At 44.1% G+C, this 17,447-nt stretch carries 11 protein-coding genes and 1 pseudogene; 7 read left to right on the forward strand and 5 right to left on the reverse strand.

Annotation, left to right across the window (positions count from 1 at the left end; all coding sequences use genetic code 11):
• Window positions 1-739: 739 nt before the first annotated feature.
• Window positions 740-2,074: a copper amine oxidase N-terminal domain-containing protein gene (locus U2F10_RS33785; RefSeq protein WP_499874589.1), complete on the forward strand. Its 1,335-nt coding sequence runs from the start codon at window positions 740-742 to the stop codon at window positions 2,072-2,074.
• Between the two features lie 266 nt (window positions 2,075-2,340).
• On the opposite strand, the gene U2F10_RS33790 is transcribed toward U2F10_RS33785, so the two are convergent.
• The 4 genes from U2F10_RS33790 to U2F10_RS33805 all read right to left on the reverse strand — a co-directional run bounded on the left by U2F10_RS33790 (window position 2,341) and on the right by U2F10_RS33805 (window position 11,793).
• Window positions 2,341-4,872, reverse strand: coding sequence for a CBS domain-containing protein (locus U2F10_RS33790; RefSeq protein WP_163669244.1), 2,532 nt, complete (start codon window positions 4,870-4,872; stop codon window positions 2,341-2,343).
• A 458-nt stretch (window positions 4,873-5,330) separates the two neighbouring features.
• Window positions 5,331-9,209 carry an nSTAND1 domain-containing NTPase gene (locus U2F10_RS33795; RefSeq protein ID WP_499874591.1) on the reverse strand — a complete coding sequence of 1,293 codons (3,879 nt, stop codon included), beginning with the start codon at window positions 9,207-9,209 and terminating at the stop codon, window positions 5,331-5,333.
• A gap of 115 nt (window positions 9,210-9,324) precedes the next feature.
• Entirely contained in the window at window positions 9,325-10,929 is a 1,605-nt protein-coding gene (locus U2F10_RS33800) for an SIR2 family protein (protein ID WP_499874593.1), read from the reverse strand.
• Between the two features lie 681 nt (window positions 10,930-11,610).
• Window positions 11,611-11,793, reverse strand: a complete 183-nt coding sequence (locus tag U2F10_RS33805; protein WP_499874595.1) for a pyridoxamine 5'-phosphate oxidase family protein — start codon at window positions 11,791-11,793, stop codon at window positions 11,611-11,613.
• A gap of 136 nt (window positions 11,794-11,929) precedes the next feature.
• Between U2F10_RS33805 and U2F10_RS33810 the strand changes: the two are divergent.
• The 6 genes and pseudogenes from U2F10_RS33810 to U2F10_RS33835 all read left to right on the forward strand — a co-directional run.
• Window positions 11,930-12,049: pseudogene (locus tag U2F10_RS33810) on the forward strand (class I SAM-dependent methyltransferase); the annotation flags it as partial.
• 15 nt (window positions 12,050-12,064) lie between these two features.
• Window positions 12,065-13,030: an NAD(P)-dependent alcohol dehydrogenase gene (locus tag U2F10_RS33815; protein ID WP_499874596.1), complete on the forward strand. Its 966-nt coding sequence runs from the start codon at window positions 12,065-12,067 to the stop codon at window positions 13,028-13,030.
• Between the two features lie 707 nt (window positions 13,031-13,737).
• Window positions 13,738-14,316, forward strand: a complete 579-nt coding sequence (locus U2F10_RS33820) for a DUF1997 domain-containing protein (RefSeq protein WP_163697607.1) — start codon at window positions 13,738-13,740, stop codon at window positions 14,314-14,316.
• A 214-nt stretch (window positions 14,317-14,530) separates the two neighbouring features.
• Window positions 14,531-15,028, forward strand: a complete 498-nt coding sequence (locus U2F10_RS33825) for an orange carotenoid protein N-terminal domain-containing protein (protein WP_163697608.1) — start codon at window positions 14,531-14,533, stop codon at window positions 15,026-15,028.
• A 273-nt stretch (window positions 15,029-15,301) separates the two neighbouring features.
• Window positions 15,302-16,681 carry an MATE family efflux transporter gene (locus U2F10_RS33830; RefSeq protein ID WP_163697611.1) on the forward strand — a complete coding sequence of 460 codons (1,380 nt, stop codon included), beginning with the start codon at window positions 15,302-15,304 and terminating at the stop codon, window positions 16,679-16,681.
• A gap of 210 nt (window positions 16,682-16,891) precedes the next feature.
• The gene (locus U2F10_RS33835; RefSeq protein WP_163669233.1) at window positions 16,892-17,149 is read left to right on the forward strand and encodes a TIGR03643 family protein; all 258 of its coding nucleotides are present in this window, start codon (window positions 16,892-16,894) and stop codon (window positions 17,147-17,149) included.
• A 105-nt stretch (window positions 17,150-17,254) separates the two neighbouring features.
• Here U2F10_RS33835 and U2F10_RS33840 read toward each other — a convergent pair whose 3' ends face one another.
• Window positions 17,255-17,437 carry a DUF2256 domain-containing protein gene (locus U2F10_RS33840; RefSeq protein WP_163669231.1) on the reverse strand — a complete coding sequence of 61 codons (183 nt, stop codon included), beginning with the start codon at window positions 17,435-17,437 and terminating at the stop codon, window positions 17,255-17,257.
• Between the last annotated feature and the right edge of the window lie 10 nt (window positions 17,438-17,447).

Below are 17,447 nucleotides of genomic sequence, written 5' to 3' on the forward strand. Positions count from 1 at the left end.
TTGGGTTTTGAACCCAACGCTAATTGAGGGCTGTCCACTCAAGGGACAAGATTGGCTGGGCAGCTCTAAATAGAGAGCTTTTAGGGATTTTTTAACCGCTTGAGCGGTTTTGAGCCAGTTAGCCTTGCGACTTTGAGTCCAAGGCGGGTTAATGCTTCCTTGCCAGGTACAAGATCTCAGATAAGGTAAAACCCAAGGACATTCTATTATTTGTTACGAATTATGTATTCCTAAAGCCCTGATTATGTAAGGCTGGCAGATAACAACTTTCAACTGAGACTTGCTGAAAACCCGGTATGCATAGGATTTGCTCTCAATGTCACCGATATCCTGACAGGTTTTTGACGTCTACACATAATCCTCATCTTTTTATTCAAGTATTGATGGGGTGAAGGCACTATTGTTAACAGTCCCAATCTGTTATAGCCGTTCCGCGCCACCAGGATACGGATGGGAAAATAGATCCATAACATCATAGGTGAGGGGAGTCTGCTAGCAGATATTATCCCCCAACAGTATACATAGCAGTCTCTTTAGCTATCCTACTGCACGGAACCATTACCGGAAGTACTATAGAGGTTGGATTAGACGACAATTACCCATCACAATAATTGACGTCTAATATGATGGAGATAGGTGTTGAAGGGGAGCTTATTTCATGAAGCCTCACAAAGGTATGACTTGCCTGGCATTGATGATAGCCACAACGGGGCCGATGGTATCTGGATGCACTAAGTTTATGGGCCAGTCTCAATTAGGTGTTGATAGGCATCCTTTGACGAGCGAGAAAACAACTGAGCCTCACCAAATAATTGTTAATGGTGAAGAGGTTGCAACTATTTCTGCTCAGCCAGATGGATTTGCAGGATATGTCCCAATTATGCCTATTGTAGAGGCATTGGGAGGAACATATATTTGGGATAAAGCGACTCAAACTATTACTGTTGAGCAACAAGATGAGATGGTCATAACGTTTAGAGTGGGGGATCTAAATGTGATACGAAATGGATATCTACTTCGTATTCGTGAATCCCCCCAAATGATTGATGATCAGGTTTGGGTGCCTGGATATAACTGGCTGCCGGGGAGTGCCATATCTAGGATGTTTGACGTTGATTATGCCAACTGGGATCAGTCTGAGAAAGTATATCGAATCTATCGATTCCCTGAACCTGACCAGGTTCAGACCGATTTAGAAGATGCGGCTGTCGCAGCAGTGAAACAGTATCTTCAGACACAGCACATTGAACTGACAAGATCTCCATCAGAATTGCCACAATCACCACAGGAGATTCTCATTGAGAGTGTACAGCAGCTTTCAGAGTCGGGTATAGTTAATAATGGCTTGGTAAAGGTAGTTGTTAGCTTTTCAACAACCTATCAGCCTGTACCTGAAGAGGCTTGGTTGTTTAGCCAAGCAGGAAAGACACAATATGAGCATAGCTATCTCGTCCGGATCAGAGAAGGTGAGCCTCATCTTGAACTGACTTCAGAGCAATCAGATCGAACTGGACTCGGTGCTCCCATTCCGCTTTTAGATGAATCTGATTTTTCTCGAATTGCCAACGATTGGGAAGCAGAGAATTTTTATTCCCTTCCCGAGCTATTGGAGATACTTGACCATATGGTTACAGAAGTAGACCGTCCAAGCTTTTCGGAACTATTGACTAGAGTCACTACACAGAACTCATTTCATCTATCAGAATTGGATGACGAAGTGATATTTAGCTATTTTTCTGAGTCTGTTAGAAGTAGTCCAGAATGGGAGATATTTCTGGAGCTAGAAAACTCTAAAGATCCTACCTTTACAGTTCTGAGTGCATCTTCATTGGAAGACCAGATTACTGCAACTATCCTTGGCAACTGGACCGTAGATAGTGTCAATATGAGGCCTATTCTGTTGAATATTGAGTTATCTCAGAATAACAAGATTTGGAAAATTACTCGCATGGAAAATATTCGTCAATATAAGAATATCTATAGTCTAATGAGGCTAGAACCTCAGCTCTATGAAGAAATTGCTGAACAGTTTGTTTTTAGGAAAGAAACGGATATTTCTCCTTTCTACTTATAATCTCAGGCAATATGTGTCAGAGGCATGAGATTTATGGGGAGAGCGGGCTATACGTTCGGCAGCTAATCTAACTCGACAAGACGGGGAAGATTTTTTAGCGCTTGTCCCGCAGGTACCGATTAAAACAGAAGTGCAGGCATTTCCATTAAAGCAAGCAATCGCAGCGAGCGGATATTAGATCTGCCTTTGGCTGTAATCACAAAACCTTGGATTGAAACAACATGACTCAAAGATATTCTCATTTTATCCGGAAGGTAGCTAGTTACTCATTCGGGAGTACGAAGTACCTTGTGTAAAGTGTTGAGCAAAGACTCTGTAGCATAGGGCTTGAGTAAAAACGACTCGACATCAATACTAAGGGTGGTGGCTAGATTACTATCCGAAGGCAAGCCACTAGTGGCAATAATCTTTACCTGAGGATTCATTTTTTGTAAGGTTTTGATAGCAGTGGGGCCATTCATCTGGGGCATCATCATATCCATTAAGACCACTGCAATATCTTGTTGGTGTTCAGCAAAGGTGGCGATCGCATCAATCCCATCATAGGCTGTTAAGACTTCGTAGTGATAGGTTTCTAACCATCGTTTAGTCACCTCACGGATAGGAGCTTCATCATCTACCACCAAGATTAACTCCCCTTGTCCCTGAGGTAAGTTCTCTTCGACAGTGGGTAACGTCTCAGAGGCCTCAGACGCTGGCAGATAAATCTGAAATCGACTCCCTCGGTCAACTTCACTGTAAATCTTTAAAAATCCACCGTGGCTTTTAACAATGCTGATAGCGGTAGAGAGTCCCAATCCGGTACCTTGACCCAATTCTTTTGTTGTAAAAAAAGGATCAAAAATCTGATCGATAATGTCTGGTGAAATACCTTCACCGGTATCCTCTACGCTAATGATTAAGTAAGAGCCCACATTGGCCTCTAAGTTCACCCGAGCATAGTTGTCATCGGCGTGAAAATTTTGGGCCACTACGGTCAACTTTCCTCCATTGGGCATAGCATCCCGAGCGTTGACACAGAGGTTCATCAATACCTGATGAAGTTGGGTCGCATCTCCATAAATGGTCCAGAGGTCCGATTCAAGTCGGCTATTAATGCTAATCGATTTAGGAAACGTTTGCTGGGCTATTTGTAGCACCTCTCGAATGAGATGCTTGATCTGTAGTGCACCGCGTTCTCCTTCTAGACCCCGTGAGAACGAGAGCACCTGGTTAACCATATCAACCCCTCGCTGGGTACTCGATTGCAGCACCTCAATCAGCCGCAGTGCCTGGGTATTATCTGGGCGAATCAGCATCGGTAATAGCTTGGCAACTCCTAAAATTGGCGTCAGGATGTTGTTTAAGTCATGGGCAATACCACCTGCCAGGGTGCCAATGCTTTCTAGACGTTGGGCACGTAAGAACTGACGCTCTAGCTGTTTTTTGTCGGTGATGTCTGTATTGACAACCAAGATTGACTGGGGATATCCCGTATCCTCTTGCATGAGGGTCCAGCGGCTTGCGACTGTGATTTTTTGACCAGTTTTGGTCACCTGCTGGAGTTCTCCTTGCCACTGCCCTGTCTGATCGAGTGTTGTTTGGATGTCTTCAAATTCAGGCAGTGATTCACGATAGATTAGCTGATTAATGGTTTGTCCTAGGGCCTCGTCTACGGCCCACCCATATAAGCGTTCAGCGCCGCGATTCCAAAAGAGAATTTGTTGCTCAGGACCACGCACCATAATCGCATCAGTGGTCACATCCAGCAAAGCTGCTTGCGCCCGGATTGTTTGTTCGGCCTGTTGGCGCTCATGTTCCTTGGTGTCAAGTTCCTGTTCTAACTGGATAGTACAGTTCTGCAGCAGTCGGAGATTTTCTGTTTCTAACTCCGTCAGTTTATGTTGTAGCAGTTCTAAAATACCGTACATCTCCAATGGATCGAGTATCCTCAGAATATCGGTTTGAGTGATAACCCCCTGCAGCTCTCCCTGGTGGCTGGCTACTACCAAGCGTCGGACCAAGTGCGCCTGCATCTGTTGATGCACAGCCCAGAGCGAATCGTCTGGGTCCACCAGAAATAACGGGGTGCTCATGACTGCTTGCACCTCTAGTTGTTCTAGGTTAAATTCCATCATCCGAAACTGGACAATATCTCGCTCTGTAAGAATGCCCATCGGAAAGAGCTGCAAAGACTCTTTATCCTTATCCGAGGCCTGGCATGCTTCTGTAATCACAATGCAGCTGGTCTGATGCTCGGCCATCAGCTGAGCTAGCTCCATCACAGAGCTGTTGGGTGGTGCATGAATGACTTGTGTGCTCATCACCTCCTTCACCGACCGGATTCTCAGCAAATCACTGGGTTCTAAGATTTCACGAATACTACGAAGCGTGACAATACCCAGGAGTTGGTCTTGTTCATCGAAAATCGGTAGATGACGAATCCGATGCTCACGAATCAGATTCAGGGCGACAAAAATGTCTTGATTGCCTGTTATTTTGAGCGAGATTACCGACTGGGTCATGACGTCGGCAATGGTTAGATCGTCCTGTATCCTCCCATTGGCGATTAGAGTGACCACATCTCGCTCGGTAAAGATACCTAATAATTGCCCATCCGTCATGATTAGGACACAACTCGACTGTTTGGCCTTAGCCGCAGGAGGCTGCGTCTCCGTTGCCGGTTCACCAAAGTTGCAATGGTTAACCCAAGCCTGATTCATCAAGCGGATGACCTCGGCAAGCGACGTAGATGGTTCGACAATCAGGGGCTCAGAATCAATTGCCTGTGACAGCATAAGGGGGGCGGGATTGCTCATTGGCTCAAGAAGAAGGTTGAAGGGGGCTCGAGTCGATGGGGTTGAGCTGTTGAGTTAGCCTAGGGGCATCTCAGAGTTGCGTTATGGCGGATAAAGTCTCTGGTTAATGTCCTTCTTAGATCATAGGTAAGGGGATAGTAGGCTGAGGAAGCAGTATATTTAGAGCCTGTTCGGACGTTGAATCCTGGGGATGGATAACGTTTGCTCTAGCTAGAGTTTGTCTATGGGCGTTGAAAAAATAAATTCACATGAATCCAGATTTACATAACTTATCTTAAGTAATCCTACATAGTTCAGAGGAAGAGTGTAAGGATGTTAAGTTTTCTAAACCACTATGAACGATACTGGCAACAAGCCTTGAGAGAATTTTAGAGAATCTAGCAAGCTGTCGCACCCACCTGATCCGAATCAGAGCTAGAGGTGCAAACTAATTTGTCAGCTACCATGTTTGGAATTATCTAATGCTCCTTTATTTTATTGAGATATTCTCGATATTTTGAAGACAAGCCATATCTAATCGAGCCAGGCCCTTGTCCCGGATCGGTCATTTTAAGAAAACCTAGCAGGCGTAGTGTTTCTAGACGATAATAAGTTCCTTCATCACCCTTAGGCTTATTCAACGGTGTAGAAATATCTTCCTCAGCCGTATCTTTCTGGTCAGCATCCCTTTCCGCAATTACTTGCAAAACATATTTCTGACCCGAAAATAGCTGAGCTAGTTTGACTCGAAATTCACGCTCCAATTCACTGACTTCTTGTACGCGTACCCTCTCTGCCAAAGTACCTTCGCCAGGAGGCAGGTTGGAGCAGGTCTGCTCATAGGGAATATCAGGCCCCATAAACCATTGCCATTCCTTCTGGGTCAAGTTACGCTGCACCTTCTCACAGACCATATCGGCAAGTTGATCTGTGTCGATGATCCAATGGCGAACAGTATTGTCGTAGCTTCCTGAAATCAGTGTCTTACTGTCGGGATAGAACGCAACTGAGGTGACACTTTGTTCATGCCCTCTCAAAACAATGGGATCTTCATCTAAGTGGCGGAGGTTCCACATCCTGATGGTTTTGTCATAACTACCAGAGACCAGTCTTTTACCATCTGGGCTAAAAACCACTGAGCTCACCCAAAAATTATGTTCTTCAAGCTCTTTTAGGAGTGTAGGATGTACCTCGGTTTGGCTCAGATCCCATAATCTAATCGTTCGATCATCACTCCCTGAAGCGAGCGTCTGGCTATTTGGACTAAACGCTATTGACCAAACCCGAGCACTATGACCCTTTAGCACTATAGGAGCAACATTGGGTTGTTCATATAGTGAATCCCAGGACAGCCCGCCAGTTTTACGTAGATCTAATAGTTTAATAGTTTTATCATAGCTAGCCGAAGCCAGCATTTGTCCATCCTGACTAAATGCGACTGATGTCACACTTTCTGATGCATGGGTTTCCATCTCTTCATGCTTCCACAAAATTGTGTCAATGGTTTGACCAGTAGCATCAGAATTTAACAGATCCCATAGTCGTACGGTGCCATCTTTTGACCAACTACCAGAGGCTAACCATCGACCGTCTGAACTAAACGCAACAGAACTGACCACGTCAAGATGGCCTCTAAGAATTTCAGGTTGTTGTACAGGGTTTTGAAAATCTCTCCAGAGTTTTATGGTTTGATCTTTACTACCTGATGCCAGCATTTGACTGGTTTGATCAAAAGCAACTACAAAGACCTTGTCATCATGTTCTCCAATGACTCTAGGTTGTACGTTTGGGTTACTCAGATCGTATAGTCTCACTGTCTTATCCCAACTACCTGAAGCTAACCAATGGCCATCTGGACTGACGGCGACTGATACAATATTATCTGTATGTTTTCCTATAATCCGAGAAATTTCCTCAGATGGATATAAATGCCAGAGTCTAATGGTTTTATCCCAGCTACTAGAGGCTAATAGTTGATTGTCAGGACTAAAGGCCACTGCACTAACACCATAACTGTGACCTTTAAGTCTTTCTTTTAAGCGGCTAGCTTTTTGATTGACAGCCGCCAGTTCCCATAAGCATATGGTCTGATCTTCACTACCTGAGGCTAACCACTGTCCATCTTGACTAAAAGCCACCGAATGCACACTGTCTTTATGAGCAAGTAATGTTTCGAGTTCTCCTACCTGTTTAAGATCCCTTAGATCCCAAAGAACAATATTCTTGTCCTCTCCTCCTGAAGCTAACCATTGTCCATCTGGGCTAAAAGCTACTGAACGCACTACATCAGCATGACGTATTAGGACTTTAAGGCATGTATTGTCACGAATATCCCAGAGATTGACTAGTTTATCTTTGCTACCGGAAGCAAGCAAATAGCCACTCTGTCTATCTGGACTAAACGCAACAGCTTTAACAGCCGCTTGATGGCCCCTGAGAACGGCTACAGGTTCATCTTCTGATTGATTGTCTAAATTCCAGAGTTTGATTTTGCCGTCATCACTACCGGACGCTAATATTGTTCCATCCCAGTTAAAGGCTACTGACGTAATATTTTGATCATGGTGACCCAAAATTCGAGATGACAAATTAGATTGGTCTATAGTTGACCATAAATGGATCGTACAATCAGCACCACTAGCCGCTAAAATCTTACCATCTGGACTAAACGCGAGCGTGTGAACATCGTGCTGCTGATTTTGCAAAATCTGAGGTGGATGAACGGTCGGTGAACGATGAAGATCCCACAGCCGAATAATACCGTTATAATCAGCTGAAGCTAGCATTTGAGGATTTTTGGGATTAAAGGCAAGGGCAGCAAAGCCAAACACACCTTTCTCATGGCTTCGCAGAATGTTACTGAAATATGAAATGGAGAGTATTTCTCGTAACGCTTCATCAATTTGATAAAGAACTTTGTTGCGCTCTCGCTTATAAAAGCAATAAGCTTGGCGAACCAATAAAGCAGCTTTCTCATCCTGCATAGATTTGATCTGACGTATCGACTGAGCTGGCAGACCTTCTTTAATCGCAAGGTTACGGAGATATTTTTCTTCATCTAGTAAGTATTGCTTGCGCCAGTCTAAAATTGGCTGAGCTAGAACATCATGAAAAATTTCATAACGCTCAGAATATGCATCAGATGATTTGCTGGTAGTTCGAAGAAGGCGTTGTTTTCCACTTGTTAGTTTCTCTAGTAATCTTCTTAGTCGAGTTTCAGGCCATTCTGTAATTCCGATTAAATCTTTTAAAGGATAAGCAATCTTACTTCCAGAAGGCGTTACCAGGTATTGAAAAATCCTTGCTATAACCACCAACGACGCTTCACCTTCCTCTTGCCGTAACAAGTCCATCTGTCGGCTGAGATGGTCACTGACAATTTTTTCAGCTCCCCCCATATCAAACAACGTTTGCAGTTTTAAAGAATTTGAACGCTTATTTTCTATTTCCTTCTTCCAAAGGTATTCCATTACTAGTTGCAAATAAGGAGCTTCAATCTGCTTCTCCAACTCCACTCTAGATTCCTTAGAAATACCACGACCATCACTACTGCCAAAGAACTGACTAACTTGATCAACGACAACCTTGACTAAGCTATCTTCAAGAGTAACTGTTGTTTTACCAGGTGATTGACGATTATAGACTTCAATCGGTTTGGAAATCGCATCATAGGCTGACTTGGCATCGAGATGGTCAATACGCAAGTAATTACTGAATATATTGGGGATACTTACCTTAAATCGATCTAGCTTTGCTAACGCATCTTCACGGATAGAAATTAGAAAATTAACGGAGAGATCAGGACGATTAATGGCCCGAGGAAACTCCTCAGCAAATGTGCCCTTTCCTTTTTCATTAGGGTGATATAAAAAATACTCTTCAAACTGATCGAGAATGATAAATAACTCACCGCCACCCTCATTTTCGTTGAGACGTTCTGCCCAACTTTCTAGCATTTGATTAAATCTTAATGATGGTGATAATGCTTCAAAGGTTTTTCCATTGAGCAGACTTTTAATTTCTTTTTCTATATGCTGAGTTAACGCTCCTAATGGGTTATCTTGCCAGGCATTAAATACAACTACGGCAAATTCAGGTGCACCAAACTCTACCAAATTCTTTCTTGCATCTTGTTGGAGATGATAAGCAACACCTGCCCGTAGCAGAGAACTCTTGCCTACACCACTAGCACCGTAGAGCAACGTTAGTCTGGTCGCCATCAAATTATCAGCGACAACTTCCCACTCACTCGCACGACCAAAGAAGAAGGGGGCATCGGTTTCAGAGTAATGGGCTAATCCTTTATAGGGAAGGGAAGATAGATCTGTGTTAGATATGCGGTTGCTGGCTCCACTCATAAATCCTGTCTCCTTTTAGCAGGGATATTCTTTACCCTCCGGTCTAGCTCAGCAATGTAGTCTTTTAGAGGCCAATCATGTACAACGATGTTGTAACTCTGCCAAAGCTTCTGAGCTAAGGGTCTTGGGCTTGCCTGGACCGCCCACCAGGCATCTCTTTTTTTAGTCCCAAATTTTGCCAAATCCGGTGTAAGATAATCCGCTGATTCCAGTTACCCAAGAGATACCCTAAAAATAATACGTTTGTTCTTTTAGTACGTAGTTTTCCAAGTATTTTAGCGGGTAGTAAACTAGAGAGATCTCTAGAAACCAGATATTCGATATAATGCTCTTCAGTAATGACTAAACTTTCCCCTTCACTAATTTGATCTGCAGTGCCATAAAGTTTGAGTATTACGGGTCTTTCATCAAATGAGAGACCTTTATATTTATTGGGCTCTTGAATTTCTTGAGGGGGACCATCGGGTGGCTGATGTACAAATTTATCTCGCTCTTGGGCATCAATAGTGTTGGAATAAAATACTAAATCAAACGGCTCATTAGCATCTTCAAATGCTTGTTCTAATGCCCGGTCATAGTTGGTGGTCACGATGAGTGGATAGGGGGGATAATATCCCTTATCTCGCATGATAGCTGGCAGCCTGGCAAAGAACCGATGTAATTGGTTTGGCTGGCAACCTAGTTCAAGGCATTGCAGTCGGTCATACAGCTCACCCTCTTTCGTCAAATATGCATATTGAGATAAATATTGGAGCAGTCCTCCGCCTACATGCAAACGTCCTTTACCTTCACTGTCGGGATAGATTAAAATTGCATGCTCATGAATGACCTCATTAATCAGAGGATATTCTGTCGGTAATTCATCAGCATTGATCTCTGAGTCTTGATGAGCCAGCAGACGAATAACTTTTTCTGGCTGAGGCGGAAAGGTTTTGGCCAGATAGGCAGCGAGTTCTTTACCTGATGGTGGGTAGGGGCATTGAGGTCTCCAGGGTTCAAATTCGCCATCGCCTTGAATGGAGCGATCGCACAAATTAATATCCGATCCTAGAAAAGGAACTACTCGACCAGCAGTAATCGCTTTTATAAGAGACTCGTAGTGAGCTTCCGAGCTTTCTGAGCCAGAATTTTCAGTTATGTTAGAGGGAGCTAAAAGCGACTTCCTCCCCTGATGAAGGACAGGCGTTAAATGTTCTGGCACCCCTACTAGCTGAATAGCAGTACAGCCTGACTTGTAAGCAAATTCAACTGAACGATCGGCACCTAAAGCGCCATAGAAACCGACAGCAAATTCGATGGCAGCTGTATCACTAATAGCTTGCTCCATGCCAATCACATAGAGGACATGTTTAGCAATTTCCTCAGCCTGTATCTCTGAGTAGCAACCATTGAGAACAACACACTCCAACTTTTCAGAGAATAGATTACATAAGGCAGCTAACGCTTCACCACTGACTAGCTTTGCCTGTCCGACTGTATCCTCAAAAATAAGTCCCTGGTCTTCTACGCCATATCCACAAAAATGAACAATTTGCGGCTCGACGTCTAACATTGCTTGCTGAATGTCTCGTGGACGTACGGCCCATCGCTGAAAAAGTTCAAACTGGTTATGATGTTTAGATCGCCGCAGACCCTCATCAATCTCCCGCACTTCTTCTTCCAGTCTGGTAGGCGAAGTACCAGTGGGATTTGCTGCCAAGATAAGAACTTTTCTAGCCATCTAAACATCTCCTATAACTATTTTTTCAAGCGCACACTTGTCAGCGACCTGAAGAAAATATCAAAGATCTGCTTGTGCTAGGTTTTAGGCTTTAAACTTATCTAAACTGCACTTAGAGACACCAAAACATCATCCTAAAAGCACTAAAGCTAACTCTTAGGGGTTTCCATTAAGATGTAGATTTATATCAGAAAAAATGAAAAAGCTTAGTAGATCGATTGTTCGCTACTAAAACTATATATCGACCGACGGGGCCTTATCATCTTCCTCAAAAATACTTAACTCAAGCCATCCCTAAAACTTTAAAGCTGGCATGATTCCTTTTTCATGGTGATCCTTGGGGGGTATAAAAATCTCTATCCAACCCAGAAATAATGGGCAGGGATAGACGAAACACTGACTTGTTGCAGCGTCTGGTCTAAATTTAAACCAGGATTTAAACCATAAAACATCTTTTGAGCAGCCGCCCAGGGAGTCCGGTTAGGTCAAATGGGTGTTGTTCACGATTTGGGTTTAAGCCCATCGGTGCCCTTGGCTTTGAGGCCCCCTATCCAATCCCAGAGCAAAATGTCGATGCCTGGATGGTGCGATCGCTACAGCCAAATATAATTACATTTGATTCCCATGACTAAAGTTATGAAGCTTATACTCGCAAAATACCTTATCGGCTGATATCAGGTGTTACTCAGATAAAACTGCGGCCATGCCCCCCATGGAAAGTCCCTTGATTTGCTCCCAGTCTTCACACTCGCGATCAACTGTCAGAGAGACCTTATTGCAACGCTGGATATTTTGCACTTTCTGGCATGCGTGCCCAGTCATGAAATAGAGCTTGAAACCATCATTAGCGTAAGCAAAAGCCATGACGAACCTATGAGGATAGTTGTTCTTAATACTTCAAATCTCTGACTGCTTCACAAGTTCTTCAAGTTCTTTTTCTAGCCTTAAGCGGGAGGCTCGGTCTGATCAGAGATTACATGGCTTTTAAAGACACTCGCCTTTAAAGACACTCACTTTTCAAAAAATTGCTATTTTTGGAGCCAATCTGGGTGCTTTCTCAAGGGGTGTTCAGTTAACCACTGAAGACTTTGAAATGCTAGTGATAGCTGAGAAAATGTAAATTTGGAGAAATCCCATGAAAGCGATCGTATATACCAAGTATGGCCCGCCAGATGTTCTACAGTTAAAAGAGGTCCAAAAACCGGCTCCCAAAGACGACGAAGTCCTGGTTAAAATCCATGCGGCAGCCGCAAATCCATTGGATTGGCATTTTATGAGAGCCTCACCATTTATTATTCGTTTCATCTCTGGGTTGCTAAAACCAAACCCCAAAAATAGGATGCTCGGAGCAGATATTGCCGGGCTAGTTGAAGCAGTTGGCCCAAACGTTAAGCAGTTTAAGGTGGGTGATCAGGTGTACGGAGAGATCTCTAGGGGAGGTTTTGCTGAGTATGGGTGTGTTACTGAAGATAAATTAGTGCTAAAACCGGCCAAACTATCGTTTGAGCAAGTAGCTGCCGTCCCGGTTGCAGGCCTTACCGCTTTGCAGTGTTTGCGCGATCAAGGGCAGATCCAGTCAGGGCAAAAGGTTTTGATCAATGGTGCATCGGGTGGTGTGGGCACGTTTGCCATACAGATTGCCAAGTTTTTTGGAGCAGTTGTGACTGGTGTATGTAGCACACAGAATCTGGACACGGTGCGATCGCTTAGAGCAAACCAGGTCATTGACTACACCCGTGAAGATTTCACCCAAACCGGGCAGCTGTATGATCTGATTTTAGATAATGTCGGCAATCGTTCGATTTCAGATATTAAGCGTATAGTGAGCCCTAATGGCACCTATCTCTTAAATGCCTATGCTCCAACTTTGATGTTGCAATTGATGCTGCAACCAGGGAAATCAAAGACTGGAGGGCAGACAATGCGCAACACGGATATTACCAAAGCAAACCAGAGTGACCTGGAGTTTTTGACAGAACTGCTTGCAGCCGACAAGATTGTACCTGTTATCGATAGAGTTTACCCTTTGAGCGAAGTTGCAGACGCCATCAGATATTTAGAAACAGGGCATGCCCGAGGAAAAGTTGTCATAACTTTGTAAGCTTGGAGCCGTTTGCATGAAAGCGATTGTATACACTCAACAGGGATCACTGAATGTGCTCCGGCTAAAGGATGCAGAGAGGCCCACGCCCAGATAGAAGACTCTATAACTTAGACCAAAACCCGAGATCTTTGGATAACAACAGATCGGAGGTATACCTCATATCCAAAGGGTCTCAGAATCATTATGGTCTCTTTAGTAGAGAGTTCTATTCTTGTCATCACAAAAGAGAATTGTCAGAACAACTCTATGAATATTGAGTATATGTGGGGAAATGATTCAGTTAGATAGCTCTGAGTAATATAAACACTACTCAAATTCTGACCCACGTGGAGAACCGTAATTATAGAAGCCGGATAACCGAAGTATCTGTATAGCCATTAGAAATAGACATTTGTACGGGTTTCCACCCTCTATCTTCCAAAGGACGGCTAATTAGAATAGCTAATGTAAGTGTTTACTAAACGTAATAAATTGAGGCCGCTACGATGCCTTTGATGACCTTTGCAACTTTTCTGCTATTCCTTTGGTCGATTGGAATTGCGCTGGATCAATTTTCCAAACAAGAATCCACCGAAAAAGCCTTATAAAGGCTCAATGTGAGGAAAAGTGCTCATAAACACGTTCATATCAGAAAAGATTTACCTCAATCCAAAATGTTTGGATGAGTAGCTTGAACAACATTTAGATAGATTTGGAGTCTTGCCATGCAACATTTCCACGTAACCCAAACGCTTAGGATGAACGTGCCCAACGAAGCAACTTCGATTGAGCACTATCTGTGCCAGCCTCAGCGTCTGGTTCAAGCGATTACTGATTCTAGCCGAATTCAACAGTTAGCCCCATCTCACTTTCGCTTGCGGCTTCGCCCCTTGCAATTCATGATGTTACGGTTTGAGCCTATTGCTGACTTGCAAGTCTGGACAAATCCTGATGGGACACTTCAGTTGCGATCGCTAAATTGTGAGATTCGAGGTGCAGAACGCCTGAATCAGTCTTTCCATCTAGAATTATCTGGCAAACTGCAACCTCAGCGTCAGAAAACAATCACCGAGCTAATCGGAAAAGCAGACTTAATGGTGCAAGTAGAAATACCGCCTACTCTCAAACTGTTTCCTGAGCAAGTTTTGCAGACAACTGGCAAGGCATTTCTCAATGGCATCTTGTTGACCATCAAGTCTCGGTTAGAACGTCAACTTGTTCAAGATTATCGTCGCTGGGTCAGAGCCAATCAGGATAGTCAAATATCTCCTCTAGCTACTTCAGTAGGCAGTCTTGCTAGCTAAGTCATACAGCGTTGGCATACTTGGTGGCATGGCAGGTATGACGTTACCAAGTCGGGGCGATCGCGTCATCAACTGGCTCCATCGGAATGACATTGTTGACACAATTGAATTTACTCAGTTCGAGGACTCAAGACCAGAACCAAACAATTGCAATGTAAATTTACATTGCGTTACAATAAGTCACAAAGAATTTCAGATTCTAGGAACCCACCCCATGACTATTGCTGCTGACAAGCCAGTTTACTCTAATATCTTTGCCGCTGTGCCCGATGCGGTGGCCTCCATCCAAAGACTACCTGTTGACGACCAACTAGGTCTCTTATGGGTTCTATATGAAAACATGGGAGGCTTAGTAACGCCTGCAGCTTCCGGTGCAACAGATCGGATCAAGCTAGCCGGAAATTTAATCTATCAAGTGGCTAATCTATCCCATGAAGAGCAGCTACAGTTTATGCGCGATTTGGTGGTAGGAACTAACAACGCCATAACTCGCGATTACGGATGCCTGACTAGCAACAACAAATTGGCATTTTGGTATCAGTTGGCCGAGTGGATGCGCTCCGGAGATGTCATTCCGGTACCACAGGACTATCAGCTCTCTGCACCAGCAATGGCAGTCCTGAATAAGCTCATAGCCCTGGGCTTTAACCAACAGATTGCAGTCCTACGCCTAATCGTTGGCAAGATGGGCATTAATCCCTTAACAGCTTAACCGTCTGCTTAAGCGATTACTTATTTCCCAACAAGCAAGTCAATGCTCACTAGCAACATCAGATCATGCAAATTCATTGGCCGCAATTCCTTTTGAAAATTCTGTTCTGGTTAAGTGCAGAAATAGCATTGACTTGCTTAGGCTTGGACGATTTGGCTGACTACAGCGAGTTTCTCCTCCAAGATCGTAATAATTGCTCATCACCCGCAACATCTGTTGAGCTTGTCACTTCAATTTGACAGCTCACATCCTGCCAAACACTCCAACTTAATAATGCAGTCTTCTCTCACAACAGGTCGAGTTCCGCTTCAGCTCCTCAAGCTATCACTTCCCATGGTTTGGGGTGTCTTGGCAGTATTAGCGTTTAGTCTGGCTGACACGTACTTTATTGCTCAATTGGGTACAAATGAACTAGCAGCTATCAGTTTTACCTTTCCAGTCGTGTCTATTTTGGCGAGCGTAGCCATGGGCTTAGGCACAGGGGCGGCCTCTGTCATTGCTAGAGAAATCGGTAAAGGGAATCGGCAAACGGTACAGCGCCTGACTACGGATAGTTTACTGCTATCTTTCCTTATTGTTGGGATTCTTGCTGCTCTTGGCTTGATGACAATTACGCCTTTATTTACAGCTTTGGGAGCTGGCTCTGTCCTCCTGCCAATGATTCGCGACTACATGGGTATTTGGTATTTAGGCATGGTTTTCCTGGTTGTTCCCCTGGTCGGTAATAGTGCCATTCGTGCTTCCGGTAACACAATGGTTCCTAGCCTGATTATGACGTTTGCTGCAGCTGCTAACATTGTGGCCGACCCACTGCTCATATTTGGTTGGGGTCCGTTTCCAGCCTTAGGTATTCAAGGGGCTGCCTTGGCAACAGTGCTTTCACGTGCGGGTACTCTCGTCGCCTCTCTTGCCTTCCTTCACTTCCGAGAGCGCTTATTGCTATTTACCTTGCCAAGTTTGGCAACATTAGCAAAAAGTTGGTATCGCCTTTTATTTATTGGTGTGCCTGCAGCCGCAACTAATCTAATTTCCCCCTTGTCTGTCGGAGTTATCACAGGTTTGATTGCTCGTTATGGAGCTGAAGCCGTGGCTGGTTTTGGGCTAGCATCACGGATAGAAGCCGTGGCGCTAATTGTACCTTTGGCAATTTCAGCCAGTATTGGTCCTTTTGTTGGGCAAAATTGGGGTGCTCAGAGATATGACAGGGTGAAGCAAGCGCTCCAACTCAGCTTCTATTTCTGCCTGGGCTGGGGAGTTATCATCAGTATCTTACTGGCAATGTCGTCATCTCAAGTCATTGCTTGGTTTGATGGTAACCCTGACGTTATCTCCAGTGCTAATATTTATTTGACACTTGTGCCTATTAGCTATGGTGCCCTAGGAATTGTTTTGACGGCTAGTTCGGCATCTAACGCTTTGGGAAAACCAGCTCCAGCTATGGGAATGTCGTTATCTCGGTTGTTGCTTCTTTATATTCCCTTAGCTTATTTGGGTAGTCAGTTATTTGGCATCGCCGGTATTTTTGGTGCGGCCTGTCTGTCTAATGGAATAGTGGGTCTAGGAGCTTGGCTGTGGCAATCTCGCTGGATTAGTCCTCTCCCTAGAGCAACATCAGAAAAAATTTCAACTTTGCCAGAGGTTGTTGTTCGGTAACAAGAATTGTCTAAGGACCTAAAAGGCTGGAAAAGTCAATGTAATTACTGTGGTTTTATGAGAGACTCCCTGATTACTTGGATAAAGTCGTGCTTAGTGGCGACTGCTATAATGTCTGAGAAATATGTATAGGAGAATAGATTGAGCACTACTCAGTCTGAGTAAAATGCAGGTTCCTTGCTTTGACGCAACACTAAAGAAACCCCTTTGATGAAACTTTCTGGTCTAAACCCCAATACTGTTAACCGAGTCATCGAAATGGCCTGGGAGGACCGCACTCCCTTTGAAGCTATTGAGCTGCAATATGGCCTTAAGGAAAAACAGGTCATTACGCTGATGCGGCGAGAAATGAAGCATTCCAGTTTCAAGATGTGGCGAAAACGGGTTACTGGGCGCAAAACAAAACATTTGAAGCGGCGGAGCTTTAACAGTGGACGCTTCCGTTCGCAAAATCAAAAGGGTTCATAAATAACATTACTAACTGGGAAAACCAGCTCCAGCTATGGGAATGTTGTTATCTTAGTTGTTGCTTCTTTATATTTCCTAATTTTCCAAGTCAGTAGGTTAGGAAAGTTAGGAATCAGAATCTGGTCTCTCTTTGTCAGTCTTGACGTTTGATCGGCGGCGGCGACACCGATCTGAGCAATATTTTACGTCTTCCCAACAGGCGGCCCATTTTTTGCGCCAACTGAAGGGGCGATTGCAAACAGGGCAAACTTTAGTGGGAAGATTCGATTTAGAGCGCTGACGTGCCATATGTTCCAGG

This window comes from Leptothoe sp. EHU-05/26/07-4 (genome assembly GCF_043421015.1).
GTDB classification, from domain to species: Bacteria; Cyanobacteriota; Cyanobacteriia; order Phormidesmidales; family Phormidesmidaceae; genus Leptothoe; species Leptothoe turfae.